The 23,161-nt window shown below is 73.4% G+C and carries 18 protein-coding genes; 10 read left to right on the forward strand and 8 right to left on the reverse strand.

Annotated features, from left to right (window positions below; translation table 11 throughout):
• Positions 1-111: 111 nt before the first annotated feature.
• On the reverse strand, positions 112-1,980 hold the full coding sequence (locus ACFV20_RS15550) for a VWA domain-containing protein (protein WP_385656528.1): 1,869 nt from the start codon (positions 1,978-1,980) through the stop codon (positions 112-114).
• A 297-nt stretch (positions 1,981-2,277) separates the two neighbouring features.
• On the opposite strand from ACFV20_RS15550, the gene ACFV20_RS15555 reads away from it, so the two are divergent.
• Positions 2,278-4,377 (forward strand): PhoX family protein, encoded by a 2,100-nt coding sequence (locus ACFV20_RS15555; RefSeq protein WP_385656531.1) that lies wholly within the window; start codon positions 2,278-2,280, stop codon positions 4,375-4,377.
• A 25-nt stretch (positions 4,378-4,402) separates the two neighbouring features.
• Here ACFV20_RS15555 and ACFV20_RS15560 read toward each other — a convergent pair whose 3' ends face one another.
• The gene (locus tag ACFV20_RS15560; RefSeq protein ID WP_385656534.1) at positions 4,403-5,362 is read right to left on the reverse strand and encodes a LysR substrate-binding domain-containing protein; all 960 of its coding nucleotides are present in this window, start codon (positions 5,360-5,362) and stop codon (positions 4,403-4,405) included.
• Positions 5,363-5,534: 172 nt separating this feature from the next.
• Here ACFV20_RS15560 and snpA point away from each other — a divergent pair, with 172 nt between their 5' ends.
• Positions 5,535-6,230 (forward strand): snapalysin, encoded by a 696-nt coding sequence (gene snpA, locus ACFV20_RS15565; protein WP_385656538.1) that lies wholly within the window; start codon positions 5,535-5,537, stop codon positions 6,228-6,230.
• Positions 6,231-6,372: 142 nt separating this feature from the next.
• Here snpA and ACFV20_RS15570 read toward each other — a convergent pair whose 3' ends face one another.
• Both ACFV20_RS15570 and ACFV20_RS15575 read right to left on the reverse strand, forming a co-directional pair.
• A complete protein-coding gene (locus tag ACFV20_RS15570; protein WP_385656542.1) occupies positions 6,373-7,374 on the reverse strand; it encodes an endonuclease/exonuclease/phosphatase family protein in 1,002 nt (333 codons plus the stop codon).
• A 43-nt stretch (positions 7,375-7,417) separates the two neighbouring features.
• Positions 7,418-8,227, reverse strand: a complete 810-nt coding sequence (locus ACFV20_RS15575) for an alpha/beta fold hydrolase (protein ID WP_385656545.1) — start codon at positions 8,225-8,227, stop codon at positions 7,418-7,420.
• Positions 8,228-8,319: 92 nt separating this feature from the next.
• On the opposite strand from ACFV20_RS15575, the gene ACFV20_RS15580 reads away from it, so the two are divergent.
• Positions 8,320-9,669 (forward strand): PLP-dependent aminotransferase family protein, encoded by a 1,350-nt coding sequence (locus tag ACFV20_RS15580; protein WP_385656875.1) that lies wholly within the window; start codon positions 8,320-8,322, stop codon positions 9,667-9,669.
• Here the strand turns inward: ACFV20_RS15580 and ACFV20_RS15585 are convergent.
• Together ACFV20_RS15585 and ACFV20_RS15590 are read right to left on the reverse strand one after the other, a co-directional pair.
• Positions 9,566-10,534, reverse strand: coding sequence for a hypothetical protein (locus tag ACFV20_RS15585; protein WP_385656548.1), 969 nt, complete (start codon positions 10,532-10,534; stop codon positions 9,566-9,568). The two genes, ACFV20_RS15580 and ACFV20_RS15585, sit on opposite strands and share 104 nt — an antisense overlap.
• A gap of 151 nt (positions 10,535-10,685) precedes the next feature.
• Positions 10,686-11,126 (reverse strand): hypothetical protein, encoded by a 441-nt coding sequence (locus ACFV20_RS15590; protein WP_385656550.1) that lies wholly within the window; start codon positions 11,124-11,126, stop codon positions 10,686-10,688.
• Positions 11,127-11,279: 153 nt separating this feature from the next.
• Between ACFV20_RS15590 and ACFV20_RS15595 the strand changes: the two genes are divergently transcribed.
• From ACFV20_RS15595 to ACFV20_RS15625, 7 genes are all read left to right on the forward strand, one after another.
• The gene (locus ACFV20_RS15595; RefSeq protein WP_385656553.1) at positions 11,280-12,488 is read left to right on the forward strand and encodes a PP2C family protein-serine/threonine phosphatase; all 1,209 of its coding nucleotides are present in this window, start codon (positions 11,280-11,282) and stop codon (positions 12,486-12,488) included.
• 65 nt (positions 12,489-12,553) lie between these two features.
• Positions 12,554-13,615, forward strand: coding sequence for a hypothetical protein (locus ACFV20_RS15600; protein ID WP_385656556.1), 1,062 nt, complete (start codon positions 12,554-12,556; stop codon positions 13,613-13,615).
• A gap of 176 nt (positions 13,616-13,791) precedes the next feature.
• Complete coding sequence (locus ACFV20_RS15605) at positions 13,792-14,127, forward strand: hypothetical protein (protein ID WP_385656559.1); 336 nt, start codon at positions 13,792-13,794, stop codon at positions 14,125-14,127.
• Positions 14,128-14,130: 3 nt separating this feature from the next.
• Entirely contained in the window at positions 14,131-16,656 is a 2,526-nt protein-coding gene (locus tag ACFV20_RS15610) for a caspase family protein (protein WP_385656562.1), read from the forward strand.
• A gap of 188 nt (positions 16,657-16,844) precedes the next feature.
• The gene (locus ACFV20_RS15615) at positions 16,845-18,239 is read left to right on the forward strand and encodes an extracellular solute-binding protein (RefSeq protein WP_385656877.1); all 1,395 of its coding nucleotides are present in this window, start codon (positions 16,845-16,847) and stop codon (positions 18,237-18,239) included.
• Positions 18,240-18,398: 159 nt separating this feature from the next.
• Positions 18,399-18,827: a hypothetical protein gene (locus ACFV20_RS15620; protein ID WP_385656565.1), complete on the forward strand. Its 429-nt coding sequence runs from the start codon at positions 18,399-18,401 to the stop codon at positions 18,825-18,827.
• Complete coding sequence (locus ACFV20_RS15625) at positions 18,806-19,018, forward strand: hypothetical protein (RefSeq protein ID WP_385656568.1); 213 nt, start codon at positions 18,806-18,808, stop codon at positions 19,016-19,018. Before ACFV20_RS15620 ends, ACFV20_RS15625 begins: the two co-directional genes overlap by 22 nt.
• A 93-nt stretch (positions 19,019-19,111) precedes the next feature.
• Here ACFV20_RS15625 and ACFV20_RS15630 read toward each other — a convergent pair whose 3' ends face one another.
• Together ACFV20_RS15630 and ACFV20_RS15635 are read right to left on the reverse strand one after the other, a co-directional pair.
• Positions 19,112-22,213: an SAV_2336 N-terminal domain-related protein gene (locus ACFV20_RS15630; protein ID WP_385656571.1), complete on the reverse strand. Its 3,102-nt coding sequence runs from the start codon at positions 22,211-22,213 to the stop codon at positions 19,112-19,114.
• Entirely contained in the window at positions 22,214-23,161 is a 948-nt protein-coding gene (locus tag ACFV20_RS15635; RefSeq protein ID WP_385656574.1) for an AAA family ATPase, read from the reverse strand.

Here is a 23,161-nt window from a genome sequence, read left to right on the forward strand (position 1 = left end):
TCTCGTGGTCTCGGTCGTCTACGGAACCTTGAAATCGTAGCTGACACGGGTACGCCGCCCGCCTCCCGTTTTACGGGGTGGGAAGCGGGCGGCGTCGTGAGCGTGGAATCGCTACGGGCGCCAGTTCGCCAGTACGCCCTCGTAGAGCTCCTTGTCCGTGAGCTCGCGGGGGGTTTCGCCGGCGAGGAAGTGGGACGTGTTGGGCGTCTTGAGCTTGCGGAGGTAGTCGAAGGCCTTGTTCTCCGGGTCCCCGAAGGCGACGAAGGAGAAGAAGACGGCGGGGTGGCTCCCGGCGGCGTCGGTGAGGGCCTGGGTGGCGGGGGTCTTCGCGTCCGGGGCGCCGTCGGTCTGGAAGACGACGAGGGCGGGGGCGGTGGGGTCCGCCGCGGTCTTGTCGTGGTGGGCGAGGACGGCTTCCACGGCTGCGTGGTAGCTGGTGCGGCCCATGCGGCCGAGGCCCGCGTGCAGGTCGTCGATCTTGTTCTCGTGCTCGGTGAGGGTGATCTCGCCGGTGCCGTCGAGTTCGGTGGAGAAGAAGACGACCGGGACGGTGGCCTCGGGGTCGAGGTGGGCCGCGAGGGCGAGGGTCTGCTCGGCGAGGGCCTGGGCGGAGCCGTCCTTGTAGTACGGGCGCATGGAGGCGGAGCGGTCGAGGACGAGGTAGACCTTGGCGCGGGTGCCGGTGAGGTCGTTCTTCTTCAGGGCGTTGGGGGGGGCTTTTTGGGGGGGGGGTGGGGGGGGGGGTTTTTTTTTGGGGGGGGGCGGGGGGGGGGGGGGGCCGTCCTCGCCTTCGGCTTCGGCCGGCTTCGTCTTCCCACCCGCACCGCCCGTGCGGCTTTCGTCGCCGGGTGCGGGTGGCCCCTGCGGCGCGCTCTCGCCGTCGGCGACCGCGGGCTCGGAGGTGGAGGGCTCGGGGGTGGAGGGTTCTTCCGCTGCGGCTTCGGGGGTGGCGGGCTCGTCGCCCGCGGCTTCGGCGGCCGCGGCTTCGGGGGCAGCGGGTTCGGCAGCGGCAGCCGCGGGGGCCGGGGCTGCGGGTTCGGCGGCTGCGGGGGCCGGGGTGGCGGGATCGTCGCCCGCGGACTCGGTGACTGCGGGTTCGGCGGCTGCGGCTCGGGGGGTGGCGGGTTCGGCGATCGCGGGCTCGGCGGCTGCTTCGGAGGCAGCGGGTTCGGCCGTTGCGGTGTCGGCGGTCGCGGGCTCGGCGGCTGCGGACGGGGCCTTCTCGGGCTTCGGTGCCTTTGCCGTCGACCCCTTCGCCTTCCTGGCGCTGGTTGCCTTGCCTGCCGTCTGCTTCGGCTCCTCCGTCGCCTCGGCGGTCTCGGCGGTCTCGGCGGTTTCGGTGTCCGGCTCGGGCTGCGTCTCCTGCGCCGGGGCGGCGACGGGCTCCTCCGGCTCCTCGGCAGCCGCAGGCTCCTCAGCAGCGGCCTTCTCGGACTCCGCCGCCACCACCGGCTCCTCAGCCGCCTCAGCCGTCGGCTCCTCGGCGGCGGCCTTCTCGGCAACCGCCGGCTCCTCAGCAGGCGCCGATTCCTCGGCCGCCTTCTCTTCAGCCGCCTTCTCTTCAGCCGCCGGCTCCTCGGCAGCGGTCGGCTCCTCAGCCGCAGTCCGCTCCCGGTCGGCCGTATCGCCCTCCTCGTCCTCCGTCGAGCGGGTCGGCCTGGGGACCGTCACGTGGTCGAAGGCCGCCGAGACGAGGTCGTGCTCGTCGGAGGAGGACGTGCGGGGCTCGGGGACGTTGGCCGTCGGTGTGGGGTTCGGCTCGGGGGAGGGGGACGGGACCTTCGGGTCCTTGGCCGAGGCCGGTGCCGGTGCCGACGCCGGTGCCGGTGTCGTGGCGGGCGGCGTGAGGGCTTCCTCGTGGCCGGTGTGCTCGGCGGTCCGGTCCTCGGTCCCGCTGGTCTCACCGGCGGTCGCCGTACGCGCCGCACCCTCCGCCTCGGCGGTCCGTGACTTGCGTGACCGTCCGAACGCGTTCCGCAAGAGAGTGAGAATGCCCATGTGCGCGCAACCCTTCGCGTGAGTTGAAGCCCGTCAATCCCTGGCCAGGACGGACACGTAAGGTTAGCGGCCCTCCTGTGTGATCTTGGGCAGGGTTGCTTGTGCCAGGCCTGCCCTGTCAAGGGGACATCCGGCCGGGGCAGGTGTCGTGGGGCTGAATCGCCGCAACACCCGTACGGCAGCAGGGGGTTCATTCGTTGTTCACCCGGGCGCCCGATCACCGCACATACGTGCCCCTACGGTCACGAAGACACCAAGGGCATCCATGGGGAGATTGAAGTGCGCAAGCTGCTGCCGTTGATCGGAACACCGTCCGGTTCGCACCCCGGCGGCCGGTCCGCCATGACCTGTCGTTTCCGCTGTGGTGACGCCTGCTTCCACGAGGTGCCCAACACCAGCTCCAACGAGTACGTCGGTGACGTGATCGCCGGTGCGATCAACCGCCGGTCGATGATGCGCGCCGCGGCCGTGGTGACCGTGGCCGCCGCGGGAGCGGGTGCCGCCGGTGTCGTCCAGGCCCCCCGGGCCTCCGCCGCCCCGGCCGCCGGTGCCCCGTCCGCCGCCGCTGCCGCCGTCGAGGCGGCCGGGCGCAAGGGCAGGGGCGCGCGCGGGCTGCGTTTCACGCCGGTCGCGCCCAACACCGCCGACGCCGTGACGGTGCCCGAGGGATACCGGCAGAACGTCGTCATCCGCTGGGGCGAGCCCATCCTGCGCGGTGCGCCCGCCTTCGACCCGGAGAAGCAGACCGCCACGTCCCAGGCCGGGCAGTTCGGGTACAACTGCGACTTCCTCGCCCTGCTGCCGCTGCCCGGGGAGCGCGGTCGGCACCTGCTCGTCGCCAACCACGAGTACACCGACGAGCTGCTGATGTTCCGCGGGTACGACGCGGCGAACCCCACCCGTGAGCAGGTCGAGGTCGCCTGGGCCGCGCACGGGCTGTCCGCCGTGGTGGTGGAGGAGGACCGCGGGAGCGGCAGGCTCACCGCCGTCCCCCGGCACCAGCTGAACCGGCGCGTCACCGCCACGACCGCGTTCCGCCTGACCGGCCCCGTCGCCGGGTCCGAGCTGGTGAAGACCTCCGCCGACCCGACCGGCACCAAGGTGCTCGGCACCCTCAACAACTGCTCCGGCGGCGTCACCCCCTGGGGCACGACCCTGCACGGCGAGGAGAACTTCAACCAGTACTTCGCCAACAGCAGCCGCGCCACCGACAAGCGGTACGGGATCGGCACCGGCGCCAGCGAGCGCAAGTGGGAACGGTTCGACAAGCGGTTCGACGTCGCCCGGGAGCCGAACGAGGTGCACCGGTTCGGGTACGTCGTGGAGTTCGATCCGTACGACCCCACCTCCACGCCCCGCAAGCACACCGCGCTCGGACGGTTCAAGCACGAGGCGGCGACCGTGCGGCTGACGCACGACGGGCGGCCTGTCGTGTACTCCGGGGACGACGAGCGGTTCGACTACTTCTACAAGTTCGTCGGCAGCAAGCGGATGAAGCACGGCCACAGCCGCGCCGTCCGCGAGCACAACCTCTCCCTGCTCGACGAGGGCACGCTGTACGTCGCCAAGCTCACCGGCGACTCCCCCGCCCTGGAGATCGACGGCACGGGCAGGCTGCCGAAGGACGGCGAGTTCGACGGGGGCGGTGAGTGGATCCCGCTGGCCACCGCCACCGCTAAGGGCGCCGTCTCGCACGTGGAGGGCATGAGCGCCGAGGAGGTGTTCGTCTTCACGCGGCTCGCCGGTGACAAGGTGGGCGCCACGAAGATGGACCGCCCCGAGGACATCGAGCCCAACCCGGTGACCGGCAAGGTGTACGTCGCGCTGACCAACAACTCCAACCGCGGTGTCGGCTCCAACGCCAAGGCGGACGAGGCCAACCCGCGCAACGCCAACAAGCACGGGCACGTGCTGGAGCTCACCGAGCGGTGGAACCGGCCCGAGAGCACCCGGTTCGGCTGGTCGCTGTTCCTGGTCGCCGGTGACCCGGAGGACCCGGCGACCTACTTCGCCGGGTTCCCGAAGGACTCCGTCAGCCAGATCTCCTGCCCGGACAACGTCGCCTTCGACCCGCACGGCAACCTGTGGATCTCCACCGACGGTTCCCAGCTCGGCTCGCACGACGGCCTGTTCGGGGTGGCGACCCGGGGCGAGCGGCGCGGGGAGCTGAAGCAGTTCCTGACCGTGCCGAAGGGGGCCGAGACCTGCGGTCCGATCGTCCAGGACCGGCGCGTGCTGGTGTCCGTGCAGCACCCGGGGGAGGTCGACGGCGCGTCCGTGGAGAAGCCCGCGAGCACCTGGCCCGACGGGCCCGGGACGTACGTCCGGCCGGCCGTGGTGGCCGTCTGGCGTGCCGACGGGCGCGACATCGGCGTCTGAGCCGAACGGCGCGACCTCGGGAGGGTCAGGGAAGTGCCGGGCTCGGGGGTCTGAGGGGACCGCCGGGTTCCAGCCAGTCCCGCTGGTGCCAGTCCCGGTAGGCCGGTGCCTGCCGGGCCACCTCCCCGTACGCCTCCTCCAGCGCGGGGTAGACGCCGTCCAGGTCGGTCTCCGTGCGGGCCGCGGCGAGCAGCCGTACGCCGAGCGGATCGTCCTTCAGGCGGCGTACGGCCATGTCGGGGCCGGGGGTGCGGGTGGGCTGGCAGACGGTGACGACCTCGCCGGTCGCGACCAGGGCGTCGGCCGTGTGGTAGTCGCCGTGCAGGACGTGCGGGCTGACGCCGGCCTCGCGGAACATCCGCTGGACCGCGTCCCATTCGCCGTCGACGGTCGGGTCGATCATCCAGCGGTCGCCGGCCAGGTCGGTCAGCTCGACCTCCTGCTTGGCGGCCGCCGGATGGTCGACGGGCAGGGACACGCACTGCGGTTCGCGCTCCACCAGGACGCGCAGCCGCAGTTCGGCGGGGATGCGCAGCGGGCAGCCCTCCACCTCGTGCACGAAGGCGACGTCGAGCTGCCCGTCGGCGACCATGCGGAGCAGGGCGTTGGGGGAGACGTTCATGTGGAGGCTGGGGTTCTGGCCACGGGCGCGCAGCCGGCGCAGCCAGCCGGCCAGGGCCTTGCTCGCCGTGGAGCCGACGCGGAGCTCGGTGCCGCCGGTGGCGGCCGCCCTGGCCTCGGTGACCAGCAGGTGCAGTTCGGCCATGAGCGGGCGGGCGCGGCTGAGGACCAGACGTCCCAGCGGGGTGGGGTGGCAGCCGGTGTGGGAGCGCAGGAACAGCGGGCCGCCCAGCTCCTGCTCGATCCGGCGCAGCTGTGTGCTCAACGACGGCTGGGCGACGCCCAGCTGCCGGGCGGCACGGTGCAGACTGCCGGTGTCGGCTATGGCGCACAGTGCGCGGAGGTGCCTCACCTCGAGCTCCATGCTCCGTGAGGCTAAGGCGGAATCGCGGCGTTAACCAGCCACATATTCATCGCTAAACCAGGTGAATCGGGCCGTCGATAGCCCCGTCCTATCCCTGGTTGCCATCATCACAGGCGCCGCACAGGCATCGAGACTCACCGGTGAGACTCAACCCCCACCCGAGGAGTCCTCGATGCGAAAGTCCCTGTCCTCCCTGGCGGTTCTCGGCCTCGGCCTCACGATGGCCGGACTCGGCACGGCCGCCCCCGCCGCGGCGTCCCCGGCCGCTGAGCCGCACGCCGGCTTCGTCGCGAAGTCCGCCGGGTCCGCGGGGTCCGCCGGGTCCGCCGGGGCAGACGGCTCCGACGCGAGCAGAGCCTTCTTCCAGGCGGTCCTGAAGTCCGTCGCCGAGAAGCGCGCCGCGCACCCGAGCGCCACCGCGGCCGTCACCGTCGTCTACGACGCTTCCCGGGCGCCCACGTTCAGCGCCCAGATAGCGCGCAGCACCCAGATATGGAACAGCTCGGTGTCGAACGTGCGGCTCCAGTCGGGCTCCGCGTCGGCGGCCGACTTCAGCTACCGGGAGGGCAACGACTCCCGCGGCTCGTACGCGTCCACCGACGGCCACGGCAGCGGCTACATCTTCCTGGACTACCGGCAGAACCAGCAGTACGACTCCACGCGGGTCACCGCCCACGAGACCGGACACGTCCTCGGTCTGCCGGACCACTACTCGGGCCCGTGCAGTGAGCTGATGTCCGGTGGCGGCCCCGGCCCCTCCTGCACCAACGCCGTCCCGAACGCGACCGAGCGTTCCCGGGTCAACCGGCTCTGGGCGAACGGCTTCGCTGCGGCGATGGACAAGGCCCTGGAGAAGTCGGCTCGTTGAGACCCCCATGCGGATGCGGCCGCCCTGCCACGAGGGGCGGCCGTATCCGCATGGGCGGATCGTGCGGACCGTGCGGATCGTGCGGATCATGCGGATCGTGCGGACCGTGCGGATCGTGCGGGGCGGGCGGACCGGGCGCGGGTCAGCGGCGCCGGTGCAGCGTGAGGTCCGTGACGACCGCCCGGTGGTCGGTGCCGGTCAGGGCGAGGACGCGGGTGCGGCGCGCGCCGAAGTCCCGCGAGACGAGGACGTGGTCGATCTGCGCGCCGAACGTGGGTGCCGTCCTGGCCGGCCAGGTGACGGTACGGTCGGCGCCGCCGGTGCGGGAGGCGTCGCTCAGGCCGGTGTCGAGGATGCGGCGGAAGGCCGCGTGGTCCTGCGAGGCGTTGAAGTCGCCGGCCAGGATCAGCGGGGTGCCCGGGTCGGCGACCGCCGCCTCGCGCACCGCGCCCAGCTCCCGCCGCCAGAGGTCCACCTGCCCGGGCAGCGGCGGCATGGGGTGGGCGAGCTGGAGCCGTACGGCGTGCCCGTCGACGTCGGCGACCGCCCCGGGCATGCCCATCGTGCCGGGCACGCCCTCGGTGGGCCGGAGCGGGAAGCGGCTGAGGATGACCGAGCCCTCGGAGCCGCCGCCCTCCACGGCCCGGCGGTGCGGATAGTCCCGGGAGAGGTCCCGCTTCAGCAGGGCGTCGCACGCGTGGTCGCACTCCTCCACGAAGACCACGTCCGGTTCCTCCCGGCGTACGGCGGCGACGAGGGAGCCGGTGCCCTGGCCGAACTCGACGTTGGACGTGAGGACGCGCAGGTCCGCGACGGGGCGGCCGACGGGGTCGCCGACCTTGCCGTACGGCTCGATGAACCAGGCCAGCAGGCCGAGCAGGAGCACGCCCCAGACCGTGCCGGTCCACCAGCGGGACAGCAGGGTGAGCAGCAGGCCCGTGGCGGTGGGGACGAGCAGCCAGGGGAGGAAGGCGAGCAGCTGCGGGACGGGGGTCATGCCGTCGCTGTCGGCGATGCGGAAGCCGACGACCACGCTCACCGCGGCGAACAGCAGGCCGGCGCATCCGGCGCCGAACCGCCGTCGCGGCGGGCGGTGCTCCCGTCCGTCGTCCCTGGCGGTCCACTCGGCAGTGGTGGTGTCCAAGGCCCGGCCTTCCGTTCGCGGGATGGGGTGCCCGCATCCTCCCTCACAGACGGGACGGGGCGGCGGAGGGTTGCCGGGCGTCGACCCGGGCCAGGAACTCCTCCAGCGCCCGGTCGAACTCCTCCGGGCGTTCCAGGTTCGGCAGATGTGCCGCCCCCTCGATGACGCGCAGTTCCGCGTCCGGGAGCGCGGCGTGCATCGCCCGGGCGTCGGAGACCGGTGTGAAGGTGTCGTCGGCCCCCACGACGACCAGGGCCGGGACGGACACCCGCGGCAGCAGGACGGTGTAGTCCAGGCGGCGGGCCCGGGCGCGCAGGGCCGCGGCGGCGCCCTCGGGGGCGGTCGCGGTCATCATGCCGTGGACGTGCGCCTTGACCTCGGCGGACGCGTACGGGGCGACCATCCGCTCCAGGACCTCGTCCGCGTAACCGCCCATGCCCTCGGCGAGGAGGCGGTCCGCCATGGCGTCGCGGTCGCGCACGCCCTCGGGGGTCTCCGCCGACGGGAAGGTGTCCGCGAGGACCAGGCCGCGCACGCGCCCGGGGAACAGGCGGTAGCAGTCCATGACGATCTGCCCGCCCATCGACAGGCCCGCGAGCACGAACGACTCCACCTTCAGCTCGTCCAGCAGGGCCTCGACGTCCCGGGCGAACGCCGAGAAGTCCGGGACGGCCGGGGCGGTGGGGGAGGCGCCGTAGCCGCGCAGGTCGGGGGCGACGACTCGGCGGGTACCCGGGAAGCGGTCGAGCTGGGGTGCCCACATCGTGCGGTCGAAGGGATGGCCGTGGACGAGGACCAGCGGAACCCGATGCGTATCGGGGCCTTTGTCCTCGTATGCGAGGAAGGGTGCCATGGCGTCGACCCTAGGCCGCCCAACTACTCAGTGCAATAAGATCTTTGCTCTCGGTGCAATCCACAGGGGAGACCGGCCCGATGAGTGACCCGATGAGTGACTACCGGCGCATCGCCGACCGCATCGCCGACGACATCGCCACCGGACGGCTGCGGCCGGGCCAACGGCTGCCGCCGCAGCGTGCCTTCGCCCGGCGGCGGGGCATCGCCCCGTCCACGGCCGGGCGGGTCTACGGCGAACTCGTACGGCGCGGACTGGTCGTCGGGGAGGTGGGGCGCGGGACCTTCGTACGGGCCGCACCGGCCGGGCCGGCCGGACAGGCGCTCGTCGAACCCCGGCCCCCCGGGGCCGCGCCCGTCAACCTCGAACTCAACTACCCCGCCGCGCCCGGCCAGCCGGAGCTGCTCGCCCCCGTCCTCGCGCCGCTGCTGCGTCCCGACGTGCTGGCCGAGGCGCTGTTACCGGCAGCCGCCACCGGCACCCGGGCCGCACGGGAGGCGGCGGCCGCACTGCTCACCACCCCCGCTTGGCGGCCCGCCCCGGAGCGGCTGCTGTTCACCGGCAACGCCCGGCAGGCCATCGCCGCCGTCCTGGCCTCCCTGGTCCGGCCGGGCGGCCGGGTCGGGGTGGAGCAGCTGACGTATCCGCTGGTCAAGGAGATCGCGGCACGGCTCGGCATCACCCTGGTCCCCCTGGCCGGGGACTCTGCCGGGCTGCTCCCCGAGGCCGTCGCCGCCGCGCACCGCACGGCGCCGCTGTCCGCCCTCTACGTACAGCCGACCCTGCACAACCCGACGTCCCTGACCACGAGCCGGCCGCGGCTGCTGCACCTCGCCCAGCTGGTGCACGACCTGGACCTGCCGGTCGTGGAGGACCGCGTCTGGGCCTTCCTCACAGAGCCCGGGGATCCGCTCGCCGTGCACGCCCCGGCCCTCACCCACGTCGTCGACGGACTCTCCAAGCGGGTCGCCCCGGGGCTCACCGCCGGGTTCCTCGTCGTGCCGCCGCACCGGGTCGCCGCCGTGGCCGGTGCCGTGCGCTCGGGCGGCTGGAGCGCGGGGCGGTTCGCGCTGGAGGCGGCCGTGCGGTGGGCCGCGGAGGGGACGGTGGCACGGCTGGTGGCGGCCAAGCGGGCGGACGCGGCACGGCGGCAGCGGATCCTCGCCGAGGAACTCGCCGGCTTCGCCGTACGGTCCGACCCGGCGTCCTGCTTCGCCTGGTGGGAGCTGCCCGCCCCCTGGCGCGCGGACACCTTCACGGCCGCCGCCGCGGCGCACGGCATCGCCGTCACACCCGGCCCCGCCTTCGCCGTCGCCCCCGGGCACACGCCCGACGCCGTCAGGCTCGGGCTCGCCTCGGCACCGGAACCGGATCTGCGCCGGGCACTGCGGACCCTCGCGCATGTCGCCGCGCGGCGATCCGGGGACCGTACCGGCCCGTGACCCAGGCGCCGGCCGCCACCGCCAGGCCCAGCGCGCACAGCAGCCAGGACACCGTGCGCAGCGTGGCCGTCAGGGCGTCGTAGACGGCGCCCGCGGCCGGGCGGTGCAGGGTGTCGGGCAGGTCGGCCAGGGTCAGGCGGCGGCCGAGCGCGACGGCCAGGGCCAGCAGCGCGCCGCCCAGGGCCGTGCCCAGGCCGAGGGCGGTGAGCGCCCGGCGGCGGCAGGCGGCGACGGTGATCCCGGCGACCGGGAGGACGGCGGCGGCGAGCGGCAGCCAGAAGGCGGCGGTGTCGAGCACGTGGTACCCCTTGCGCAGTCGGTCGGTGTCGTCGGCCGGGAGCACCGGGATCCTCGTGTGCGTGACCGGGATGCGGTGGGCGAACGGCACGTGGTCGTCGGAGAGTTGCCGCTTGACGCGGGCGATGACCGGGGCGGGGTCGACGGTGACCGGGGCCGTGCGGGCGCCGTCGTCGCGCAGGGCGCGCAGCACCGCCCCGTGCACGGCCCGGTTCGCCGCGTCCCAGGCCGTGCGATAGGTCTCGGTGCGGGTGAAGGAGCGGGCCGCGTCGTGCACGAACGGCTCGACCTGTGCGGGCAGCCGGCCGTTCTCCGTTCGGTGTCCGGCCTCCCGCAGCACCCCCTCGCCGACGGCGTCCGCGACCGCGCGCCGCACGTCCGGGTCGTCGGCGAGCGGAGCCATCGTCCGCACGTAGCGGCCGGTGTCGGTCAGCTGGTGGGCGGCCCAGGACGCCAGCGCCCCGACCGGCACGAGCAGACACGCGAGGACCAGCAGAACGGCCGACAGGACGTTCCGCACTCGTAGGGGCGCCTTCGCGGCTCCGGGCGCCCGGTCGTGCTCGGACACCCTTCCAGGCAACGGCCCCCGGGCCCGGCCCGCGAGCGCTGCGACACCGTCCGGCCGCCCGGCCGCCGTGCCGCGGCCCGCTCCACCAGCGCCAAGCCGCTGCCGGGGGCCCGCCGCCGGGCTCCGCCGAACGGGTGTCCCACTGCTTCCCTCAGCCGATGCGCCGGCCCTGGGCGTCCTCGTGCGTGTAGTAGCGGTAGAACACCATCACGAGGACGCCCGCCCCCACCACCAGCCCCAAGCCGCTGGAGCTCAGTACGGACGCACCGGACTGGCTGTACAGGAAACCGGCCGCGCCGCCCGCGAAGACGAACCAGCACAAGGCGTGCAGCTCGCGGGGCAGCAGCGGGGCCAGCGCGCACACCGCGGCGAACACCACCGCGAACACGAACGCGGTCACGAATCCGAACAGCACGTTCCAGCCGGTGATGGGCCCGGCGTCGCGCCGGATGGCCGCGGCCCAGTAACCGTAGGTGAGCCCGAGCACCAGGGGCAGGCCGACCTTCACGGCGAGGTGGACCCGCGGGCCGAACACGTCGGGCCTGCGGCCGGGCACGGTCATCCTGGGTGAGGCGGGTGCCGCATGAGCCATGACAGCTCTCCTCTCTGTCCCTGCCCCTGGATCCAGGGCACACCTGGGGGCGGCCCCTGGCAAGTCGGCGGGCGCGTCGAACGGGATGCGGCCGGTGCGGCACCGTGTTTCGCTGGGGCCGTGAGCCGCCACCGCGGGGGGCACGGCCCGCACGTGAGAAGCCGCCCACGCGTCCGGCCCGGCCCGCTCGTCCGGCACGCCCGGGCCGGGCGCCCCGACGCCGTGCGGCGGCAGGAGCTGCTGCGGGTGCGGGGACGCAGCGTGGCCTGGGTGCCGCCGCTGCTGCTGCTCGTCGCCCTCGCGGTGGCCGACTACCACACCATCGGCGAGTTCCGCATGATCTCCTGGATCGTGCTGGTGCCGGCCCTCGCCGCCTCGATCTGCGGGGTGTGGGGCACGGCCCTGTTCGCGGTCCTCTCCCTGGTGACGTACGTCGTCTCCGACAGTGCCTGGCCGCACGAGTACCGGGCCGGACGCGCCGACTTCGTCCTCGTCGCCCTCGGCGGCATCCTCGCCACCCTGGCCTGCGCGGTCCGGGTGCGCGACGAGCACCGCGCGCTGCACCTCAGCGACGTCACCGAGACCGTCCGCCGCACCGTGCTGCGTCCGCTGCCGCCGGGCTGGGGCGGCCTCGATCACGCCGGTGTCTACCTCACCGCCGACGCCGACGCCCGCGTCGGCGGCGACTTCTACGACATCCAGCCCGGCCCGCACGGCACCCGCGTCCTGGTCGGCGACGTGCAGGGCAAGGGCCTGGGCGCGGTCGAGGCGGCGGCCGCGCTGCTCGGCACGTTCCGGGAGGCCGCGTACCACGAGGCGGAGCTGGCGGCGGTCGCCGAGCGGCTGGAGACACGGATGGTCCGGCACCGCGGGCACACCGTCGCCCTGGGCCGCTCGGACGGCGACCGGTTCGCCACCGCCGTGCTCCTCGCCTTCCCCGACGACGAGGAGGGGGCGGTGGACGTGCTGCTGTTCGGCCACGAGCCGCCGCTCGCCGTCGGGCCGGGCGGGGTGCGCACCCTGGCGGCCGGGTCCGGACTGCCGCTCGGCTTCGGCGAGTTCGGGGCCGGGCCCCCGCGACCGCGGCGGTGGCGGGTCGCCGCCGACGAGACACTGCTGCTCGTGACCGACGGGGTGACCGAGGCCCGGGACGCCACCGGGGCGTTCTACCCGCTCGCCGACGACGTGGCCCGGGCCGTCGCCGAGGACCCGGCCACCGCCGCACCGGCCCGCCTGGCCGCCTTCGTACGGGAGGGCACCCTGCGGCACGGCGGCGGGAGCCTCGCCGACGACACCACCGTCTTCGCCGTCCGCAGGAGAACGGAGCGCGAAGCCCCCGAAGGCGGACGTTTGCGGTCCTGAGGCCCACCTTTGCAGCCGCAGCGGTTACCGTGCTGACGTACGTGATCGACACAGGGGGTGGGGCCATGCCCGGAACCGTGCTGCTGCTGGCGGCGTCGCCGGTGGGCCGGGGGCGCCTGGTGGACGCCGCCTCCGTGCTCCCTGTCCTCGCCGCCGTGGCGCCCGCCGTGCTGTCCGGCACCGACACGGCGAACGTCGTCGAACTCGCCGACCCGCTGGAACCGCAGGCCGTCCTGACCCGGCTGCGCGCCGCCGCCGCGGCTCCCGGACCCCTCACCGTGTACGTCGCCGGGCAGCTCCAGCTCGACCGCCGGCAGCGCCTGCCCCACCTCGCACTGGCCCGCACCACCCCCGCCACCGTCCGCTACACCGCCTTCCCCTGGCACTGGTTCCGGGAGGAGCTGCGCCTCAGACCCGCCGGTGCCACCACCCTCCTGCTCGACCTGCACGCCGACACCGAGACCTGGCAACTGCTGCGCGGCACCCCGCTGGACGCGGGGCGCGGCAACGCCGTGCACGGTCGCGTCGCGCCCCCGCCGTCCCGGCGCGGCGTCGCGCAGCCGGCGTACATGAAGGCCGTCGCGACGATCCTGCGCAGCGGATTCCGGCCGCCGGTCGAGCAGTTGCACCAGCAGGCCCTGACCCGGATCGCGCCGGAGAGCGCGGGCACCGACCTGGTGCTGAGCACGCCCGGTCCCACGGGCGGGGATCCGCACGCGGCCATCACCGCCGCCGTCCAGTCCGGCCGGCACGCCGACGCCGACGCGCTCGCCGCCCGGCACGAGCAGTCCGCCGTCGCCGCGCACGGGCCCGCGTCCGAAGAGGCCCTGCACTGGGCCGAGGTACGGGCCGACCTGGCGATGTTCGCCGGGGACGCGGCCCGCAGCTGCCGCACCTGGCTGGCCATCGCCACCGCCCGGCTGAACGCCGGGCAGGCGCCGGACGCCCCCGCTGTCGAGGCGGCCGTCGACCGGGGGCACCACCAGTGGGGCCAGGTCCGCGACCCCGCCCCCGCCCGCGAACTGGGCGCCGCGCTCGCCGCGTTGCGCGAGCGGGTGCCCGGGCGCCGCGAGGGGGCGCTGGACCATGTGCAGCGCCAGATGCGGCAGTTGCAGACCCAGGGCTGAACAGGCCTGGCTCCACGAGGCATCCGGACACCCACCGTGCACGGACCCCTCGGCCGCGTGCGCCGTGTGCGCGTGGCGTGAAGGGGGCGTGCAATCGCTCGCGCCGGTCACGTCACGGGTCTGCCGCCGGAGCCTGACCCGGTGTCATGATGTCGGACATGACAGAGGGGGACGAAGTGGCTGTCTTAGGCGTGCGCGTCCGGCTGGGCGCCGGCGCCACCGTGGACGACGTCAGAGCGCTGAAGACGTGGCTGGAGCGCGACGAACCGCTGGAGGACCTGGTCTCCCGGCGGCACCTGCGCATCGACGCGAAGCCCGGCACGGACGGGCCCCCCGGACGGCTCGGGCCCGGCCTCGACCTGGTGCTGGAGATCCTGGGTGACGTCGTCACGGTCGCGGCGCTCACCGAGTACACCGCCCGCGCGGTGAAGACCTGGACGAACAACCGCCGCAGGCTGCAAGGCGGCGACCCCGAGCCGCGGATCCGCCCGCTGGACCCCGACGGGGAGTAGGCGGTGAGCCGCTTCGACCCGCGCGGCAAGGCGAACCGGGCGCTGCTGGCCGGTGTGTCCGAGTACGACCACACGGCACCGGACCCCCAGGGCGTGAACGGGCAGCTCCCGGCCGTGCGGCACAACCGGACCTCACTGCAGGACGCGCTGCACCGGGGCGGCGTGTTCGGCGCGGGTGAGGTGAGCACGCTCGCCTCACCGACCCCGGACGACTTCACCGGGGCGCTGCGCCGCGCCTGCCGCGAGGCCAGGGGGCTGCTGCTGCTCTACTTCGCCGGGCACGCCGTCACCTCCACCTCCGGCAGCGAACTGCACCTGCAGATGCGTACCGCGCGGGTGCTCACGGGCCACGGGCTGCCCGGCTCGGTGAGCTTCAGCGAAGTGCTGGGCGAACTCGCCGAGAGCCACGCCGAGCGGGTCGTGGTGATCCTCGACTGCTGCTACGCGGGCAACGCCGCCGGCATCTGGCACCGCCTCGACGATCCCAAGCGCAAGAAGCACAAGATCCTGCTGCTGATGAGCGTGCAGCCCAACCGCTGCATCCTGGGCGGGGACGCCGACGCGGCGACGCCCTTCACCCGCGAACTCACGCGCGTCCTCGACGAGGGCGGCGACGTGTGGCTGTCCCGGCTGTACGCGGCGGTGAAGGAGCGGATGGCCGCCGCGAGGTACAAGGCGGAGGACGACGATCCGCAGCGGCCGCAGGCCCTGGCTCCCCCTTGGGACCCGGAGTCGGACGTGCTGCTGGCAGCGGGCCCCGCGGTGCTCCCGCCTCCGCCCCCGGACGACTCCTGGCTCCGCCGGCTGCGCGTCCTGCTCGCCCGGGCCCGCAAGGCCGTCGCCGGGTCCGGCCGGTGGACGCCGGCGGTGCTGCTCGCCCTGCTCGCCACCGGTGCCGGCGGCTACGGCATCCTCGCCCTGACCGGTGACTCCGCCCCCTGCGCACCGCCCCTGGAACTGCGCGTCCTCACCGACCCCGACCTGGAACCCGTGGTGCGGGCGGCGGCGGACGCCTACGTCACCTCGGACGCCAACACCACCGGCGACGGCTGCCGGCGCAGCGGCGTCACCGTCAACAGCGCGGGTGCCGCGGCCGTCGTCACCGCGCTCGGCAAGCGGACCGACGCCTGGCAGCAGCCGCGCGAGGACGACAACCCGCAGCGGGACATCGGCCCCCAGCCGGACGTGTGGATCCCCTCCACCCGCGCCGACCTCGACCGGGTCAACGTGGCGGCGGCGGAGGAGGACCGCCTCTTCGCCCGGCTGGAGGCGGAGGCCGACCCGATCGCCTACTCACCGGTCGTGCTGGCCGTGCCGACGGCACTCGGCGAGGGCCTCGCCCCCACCGGGCGGTCGCTGTCCCGGCTGCTCACCGACCTCGAACGGGCCGACGGCAAGGCCGTACTGCACCGTCCCGCACCGGAACTGACCGACGCGGCGCTGCTGGCCACGATGGGCCTGTACGGCGAGGACGCCGACGCGCGCACCGCCGAACGGCGCCTGGCCGGGGCCGGACGGCCCGAGCCCTCGGCCGCGCGGCTGCTGTGCGCGCTGCCCGCCGACGACGCGGTCGACCGCCACGGCGCGGCGCTGGTTCCGGAGTTCCTGCTGAAGAGCGGCATCGGCTGCCACCCGTTCACCCGCGCCCCGCGCGTCGCCGTCTACCCCGACGACGTGCCGGGTCTGGAACCGGCGTTCGTGCGGGTGCGCTGGGAGGACGGCGACCGGGACGCCGAGGCGCGGGACGACGCCGTGGACCGCTTGCGCGCCTGGCTGACGGGTGACGGCGGCCGGGCGGTGCTCGGCGAGCACGGCTTCCGGTCGGCGACCGGTGAGCGCGGCCTGCTCGCCGCGAAGGAGGCTCCCCGGGGCCTCGCCGAGTCGGTCCGTCCGGCCAAGGCCGCCGACCCCTCGGAGATGGACCTGACCCTGGAGCGCTACGGCAACGCGCACGGCCCCGGCCGGGTCCTGTTCCTCCTCGACAGCTCCGGCTCGATGGCCGGGCGCTGGGACGGCTCCAGCGGCGGCCCGGGCATCCTGAAGCAGACCCTGCCCGGGCTCGGCGGGGAGGACGAGTACGGGGTGTGGGCGGTGCACGGCACCGGCGGCCGTACCCACACCGAGCTGCTGGATTTCGGTACGCACGAGCGCCCCGACGCCGAACGCGCCCTGGAGCGTGCCGAGGTGCGGGACGCCGAGGCCGATCCGCACGGGGCGCTGCTGGACGCGCTGGCGTTCATGCGGGAGCGCGGCACCGGCGACGAGCAGCCGCAGCTGATCGTGTACCTCACGGACGGCGAGGACGACGGCCGCCTGACCGGCAAGGCCCTGGAGGAGGTCCTCGACCGGGCCGGCGGTGACGCGGAAGTCCCGGTCGTCATGGTGTCCTTGCGCAACTCGGGCTGCGACCGAGGCCGCCCCGCGACCCGCATCGCCGCGGCGGGCCGGGGCCGCTGCCTGGACGTCGGGGACGACCTGGTCCCCGCCCTGTACGACGAGGTCGCCCGCACCGGATCGGGGGTGGAATGATGACCCGCCGCCTCACGCCGCGCCGCCGGACGGTCCGTCGCCTGACGGCCGGCAGCCTGACGGCCGGCAGCCTGACGGCCGGCCACCGGATGGCTGGTCGCCAGACGGTCGGCCGCAGGATGGCCGGCCGCAGGACGGCCGGCCGCGGGATGGTTGCCCGCCGGACGGTCCGTCGCCTGACGGCCGCCGTGTTGTCGTTGGCGTCCCTTCTCGCCCTGCTCGCGCTCGCCTCCTGCACCGCCAGGGACGCGGGGGAGCAGCAGCCGCCGGGCACCGAGCCGCCCCGGATCGTGGTGGCCAGCGGCCAGGACGTCACCGGAAAGAACGGCATCCGCCAGCAGCTCATCGACGCCTGGAACGCCAAGGAGGGCGAACAGGGCTACCGGGCCCGCCTGGTGGAGCTGCCCGGCTCGGCGGACCAGCAGCGCAGCCAGCTGCTCGGCGCGCTCCAGTCGGGCGGCGCCGAGTACGACGTGGTGAACCTGGACGTGACCTGGATCCCGGAGTTCGCCGCGGCCGGGCTGATCCGCCCGCTGACCGGCAGGGCGGTGAAGTCGCCCGGCGACATCATCCCGTCCGTCGACCGCACGTCGTTCTGGGACGGCGAGCGGTACGCGGTGCCCTTCAACAGCGACGTGGGCCTGCTGTACTACCGCAAGGACCACCTGCGCAGCGTCGGCACCTCCCGCACCGATCTGAGCGGCGGCGTGACCTGGGACGACCTCCGGGACCTCATCGACACCGTCAACGACCGGACCAAGCCCGAGGGGTACAAGGACGGCTGGACCACGCAGCTCGCCGCCTACGAGGGCCGTACGGTCAACGCGATCGAGGCGTTCGCCTCGGCCGTACCGGACTTCGCGCTGACCGACGAGGACGGCCGGTACGCCGCCGACGAGGAGCAGTTGACCGCCGGCGTGACCGAGCTGCGGGAGCGCACGGCGTCGGCGTACCTGCTCGGGGAGGCCTCCGCCTCGCGCGAGGCGGAGTCGCTCAGCGCGTTCGCGGAGGGCCGCACGACGTTCCTGCGGCACTGGCCGTACGTCTACCCGGCTCTGTACGAGACGTTCAAGGAGAACCTCGGGGTGACCCGGCTGCCCGGCAAGGCGGTGCTCGGCGGACAGAACCTCGCCGTCACCTCCTCCACCTCCGAGCAGCGCGCCGCGAAGGCCGCCGAGCTGATCGCGTTCCTGACCGACCCGGACAGCGAACGCTGCCTGCTGCGCGCCGGGTTCGCCGCGACACGCACCTCCGCGTACCAGGCGCCCGACGCCACCCCGGAGTGCCGGCACGCCTCCGCGTACTCCGGGAGCGCCTCGGCGTCGCCCACGGGCGAGAGCGCCGAACTCAAGGCACCCGATCTGCTCGCGGGCGGCGTCAGCTACTCCCGTGATGTCCTGCTGCCCGCCCTGAGCGAGGCCGTCCAGCGGCCCCGCACGCCCCTGTACGGGGCCGTCACCCAGACCCTCATCACCCAACTGGACGCCCTGTGCGGCCCCCGCCCGCCGGGCGCACCCCGGCCACGGGACGCACAGGTGGCGAAGAGCCTTGACGAGGCGTTGAAAAAGGTTTTACCCGGTTGAATTTCCTCCCGGTGATGTTCACACTTCCTCCATTGCGACGGCCCGTTCCCCGTGGGTAGCCTCAATTTCGCACTGACCATGCAATTCACTAAACGGGGAACGGGGTTGTCCTTCGTGCGCGTACGAAGCAAGGGAATTTCTTCCGCAATAGCTTTCGCCATGACCGGTGCGCTGTGCGGTGTCGGCATCCAGACGGCCCAGGCGGCCCCGGCGCAGCCGCAGGTGCGCGCCGGAGCGGACGAGATCTGCGCGGTCCTGGGGATCGGCAGCGGCGCGGCAGGCCTCAGCAAGGCGCTGGCCAAGGGCGCCTCATGGGTGGGGATCGGCGCGAGCATCGGGTGCTACGCCTACACGAAGGCGAAGGAGGCCACGCCCGCGGAGCGCCGGGCCGCCATGATCGCGTCGTACAAGAAGTACCAGGCGATGAGCGACATCAAGAAACTCGACGCACTCGGCTATTACTGCCGAAAGGAAAGCGGCGGCGGAGGTGGAACCGATGTCGCGCCCGCCGATGTTTCCGTGAAGGCGGGATGGCGCGACATCAAAATGAAGGGCGTGACGTACAAGTGCACGGCCACCGGGGACTGACCGGCCGCCGCACCCCGGGCCACGGAGAACGCCTGCTGTTCTCCGTGGCGCTGGTGGCGGTGAGCCTCCTGTGGATCACCCAGGACATGGCCACCTGGGCAACAGCCCTCTGCGCGCTCGGCGCTGCCGGCGGGGTGGCGGGGGTGTGTTACTTCGGGCGGCGGTACGTCCGCTCACGCCGGGACGCCTAGGCGAGGTTGTCGATCAGGTGGCCCAGTGTTCCCGGCGCCTGAATGTGAGCCAGGTGGCTCGACGTAGCGATCCTGATCAAGCCGCCTCAGCTCTCAGGGGAGTCTGAAGGACTGGGCGACGAGTGCCGTCAGGTCGTAGTAGGCCTCCCGGAGATCGTCGCCCAGTCGGTTCAGATCCGCTTCGCCCGCGTTGGCCAGGTAGGCGCTGAAAGGGATGGCCACGACGGCCCGGCAGAGTTGGCGCAGCTCCAGGGGACGGCTCATGATGCCGCTTTCCTGGGACCGCCCCTGCGATTCGACGATGATGCTGCGTGACAGCAGTTCCTTGTAGCCGAGTCCCAGCAGGCGGCTGAACCACTCAGCACGGGGTCCCGCCGACAGGTTCGACAACGAGTCCACGACGAGGACGAGTTGATCGGCCCGGCTCAGCACGGCGTGCTTGCCCGCGTCCAGTTCGGCGGAGTGGGAGTCGGTGATCAGGACGTCGTAGTGCTGCGCCAGGGCGTCACAGATCCGCTTCACCTGCTCCGGTGCCGGCGGCGCGTGCTGGCCCAGCAGATCCGTCAGGATGTCCGCTCCCGACTCCATTCTGGACAGGTAGGGATCCAGGGCGGCGCGGCGACCACTCACCTGGTCGAGTCGCAAGGCCAGCTCGGTCATGCCCCAGCCCCGGTTGCGGTTCACCCTGAAGCCCAGGGTGCCGTGCCCTGGGTCGGCGTCCACCACGAGGGTCCGCCCTCGCCGCTCGGTGGCGAAGACCGTGGCGAGGAGCGCTGCGGTGGTGCTCGTACCGGAGGAACCCGGCACGCCGAGGACGGCGATCCTGGCGCATGAGGCGACCGGGGTACGGATGAGACTCGCCCTGGTCGGCCGGTCCATGGCAGTGACGAGCCGTCCGTCGTCCCCTTGCATGCCCAAGCGGGCGGACAATACCTCCGCCAGCTGCCCCGCGGTGATCGTCCTGTCCGAACGGTCCGGGGCGCACGCCTCCAGCAGGGCCCTGAGTTCATCGAGATCGACCTCGGGTGCGAACGCGGTGAGTGCGTCGACCAGCAGGGCCAGGGCCGCGAGGTCCGTGCCGGCCCCGGGCCCTGCCCCGTGCGACGACCAGAACCAGTCCGTCAGCATCACCGTCCTTCCCAGACACCGGACGCTGGTGGCGGTGAGGTTTCCGTGGATCAGGTCCGCGCGATGACTGGCGTCGACGGCCTCGCACAGGTGCCAGGCCAGCTCAAGAGCGGCGTCCGCCTCGAGGTCACCCCGATCGAGCACCGTGGCCAGGGACTCGGCGGGGATGCCGTCCGGCGAGTGGGGCGGGATCTCGGCCACCCAGGGCGGAGTGTCGAGCAGGTCACTGGCGACGAGCCGAGGGGCGTATCGACCGGCCATGCGTCGTAGGGCGCGCTCCTCGGTACCCAGGAACGCGGCGTGCTCCTGGTCCGCTGAGAGGACGACGACCTCCGTGCCACTGGGATCCCGGCCCAGAAACTTGTCGCACGGCCCGTCGTCCACGCCTCTGGCATGCAGGGTGTAGGGGCCGATGCGCCATCGGTCACCCGCCCGAAGCGGTCGCCAGACGCTGCCCATGCGCCGCTCCAGGCTGCCGACGCCGAAGCGCGCGGCCAGCCGGGGGCCGATGGCCGCGAAAGCCCGAGTCGAGGAGGGGATGCGCTCCTGGCCCTCGGGGTGGGCGAGCCAGGCCGGGAAGTCGGGTGAACGGCCGGCCAGGTGTGCCAGGCGGGCGCTCACCGTCCTGCCCGTCTCCACGACGTCCGCCAGGGGAACGGCGTTGAGCAGGACCTCCCCGATGTCGCTGTCGAAGTCGAAGAGCTGGTGCTGCGGCAGCAGACACTCGCCGGGCGGTGCGGGAAGCGAACGCAGCAGCCCACCCAGGAACACCTCGGCCAGATGCGAGACACCGGCCCATGGAATGGCCGCCTGCACCAGTCGCATGACGGGCAACGAGAGCGGGGCGACACCGGCCAGATGAGCGGCCAGCCGGTAGGCCTCCGGTGTGGCCGCGGCGTGGAAGCGCCGCAGTCGGGGAAGTCCGGTGTCCGCCGGCTGGGGCCGCACCGACCGGGGCGCGGACAGCAGCGGCAGGGTGGTGGATGCGGCGGGGGAGGACACCAGCCGGACCCAGGCGGACAGTGCGGCCGGTGCGGGTTCCAGCACCGGCACGGGGACCCCACGAAAGGACATGACGTCCGGCGGGAGAACCGGGTCGGTGACGATCAACTCGGCGTTGGCCGCCCCCCGCCGCCCGCTGGTCACCCGCCAGCGCTGGGTTCGCAGAGCCGAACCGCCCCACATGCGGGGAGGCAGAGCGTGCACGATCGCGGTCGGACCGCAGCGTGCCCAGTCGCTCAGGACGCCGTGCATGCGGCCGTCACGCCAGGCCCGACCGACGCCGTCGCTCACCAGGAGGACCAGGGTCCGGCCCGTGGGGTCGGCGGCCAGGTGCGTCGGCATCCGGTTCTCATCGTCCGAGAAGGGCCGTCCACGCAGGAACACCTCGTCACCACGGGTGTGCAGCCCGTAGGCCCGCACCGTACGGAAGGCGCCCGCCCGGCGCAGCACAGCGTGGAGTTCGGTGGCGAGCCGTTGCCACAACAGCATGGAGATGCCGTCGTCGACGACGAAGACGAGGTCGAGCCAGCGTTCCGGGGCCGGTCGCAACACCACGTCGGGCAGCCCGGTCTCCGCCAGGGCGTGCACGGTGGCCTCCTCGTCGAAGTGATACCGCGTCGTGCTGGGGCGGGACTGCTTGAGGGGTCTGAGAACGCGGCCGATGAACAGTTCGTCGGCCAAGGCCTTCGCTTCGGGGACCCGCAGGGGCATGGCCCGTGCCTCGTCGGCCTGGAGCGGGGTGATCGGCTGAGGGACCTCCGGATCGGGGGTGCCGGGGTCAGCCTCGGGTTTCCTGCGCGGTTTCGGGTGGGCTGCGCCGAACAGACCGGATCGGCTTCCGGGTCCCGTGCGTGGTGTGTGCCTGTCCGACACGGCAGGGGTGCACGGCACGACATCCGCCGCGGGCGTGGTGTCGCGCTCCAGCGGCAGGTCGCCGGGTGAGCCGGTCAGCCGTCGCGCCAGCCACAGAGCGTCGAGCAGTTCCTCCTGGGAGAGGCTGACCCCGCAGTCGGCAAGCACGTCCAGCGCGAGCCGGAGCCCCTGTCCCGCGGCGTCCCCGGGCACTCAGATCGTCCCGCCGAGCCGGTGCACCACGGCTTCCAGCAGCCCGTCCGCGTCGAGGTCGACTCCGCCCGCGCGCAGGAACACCGCGTTGAGCAACTGATCCGTGGCCAGGCCGCCGCGCTGCCGACGGCTCAGGAAGTCTCGGAGCAGGTCGTCGACGCTCGACGCCGCCTCCTGGCCGAGGTGGGCCGCGACGATCTCCCGCAGGCGTTCGCTGTCCGGCGGGGGCAGTTCGAGCCGTACGCACCTGCGCAGGAAGGCGGGTGGGAAGTCACGTTCCCCGTTGCTGGTGATCACCACGACGGGGAACTCCTGGCACCGTACCCGCCCGCGGACGACCCTGACCTGGGTGTCGGCGTCAGCGGACAGGACCTCCACGACGGACTGGTCCTCGGGCAGCCTGGCCAGTTCGGGAATCTCGTACTCGCCTTCCTCGAACACCGTCAGCAGGTCGTTGGGGAGGTCGACATCGCCCTTGTCCAGCTCGTCGACGAGCAGGACACGAGGTCGCGGCCGGGGCACCAGTGCAGTACCGAGCGGACCGAGCCGCACGAAGGTGCCGATCGGCGGCTCCTCGCGTTCCTGGTCTCGGGTCAGGGCGGTCTCGCGCAGACGGCCCACTGCGTCGTAACGGTAGAGGGCCTCGCTGACGGTGGAACGGCTGTTGACGGGCCAGTGCAGGACCTCCCCGAGCTGCAACTCGTGCGCGATGGCACGGGCCAGTGACGACTTCCCGGTGCCGGGCTGGCCGGTGACGAGCAGCGGGCGGCGCAGGTGCAGCGCGGCGCTGACGACGTCGGCGTGCCCGGGGGAGATCAGATAGGGAGAGGCGTTCGTATCCGACCTCGGGCGGTTTCCGAAGCGGCGCCAGGGCGGGGCGGGTGGAAGGCTCTCGATGCCCCGGGGGACACCGTCACCCCTGAAGAGCCGCCAGGATGCGTTTGTCAT

This window comes from Streptomyces sp. NPDC059696, assembly GCF_042733745.1.
In the GTDB taxonomy this organism is placed as follows: domain Bacteria; phylum Actinomycetota; class Actinomycetes; order Streptomycetales; family Streptomycetaceae; genus Streptomyces.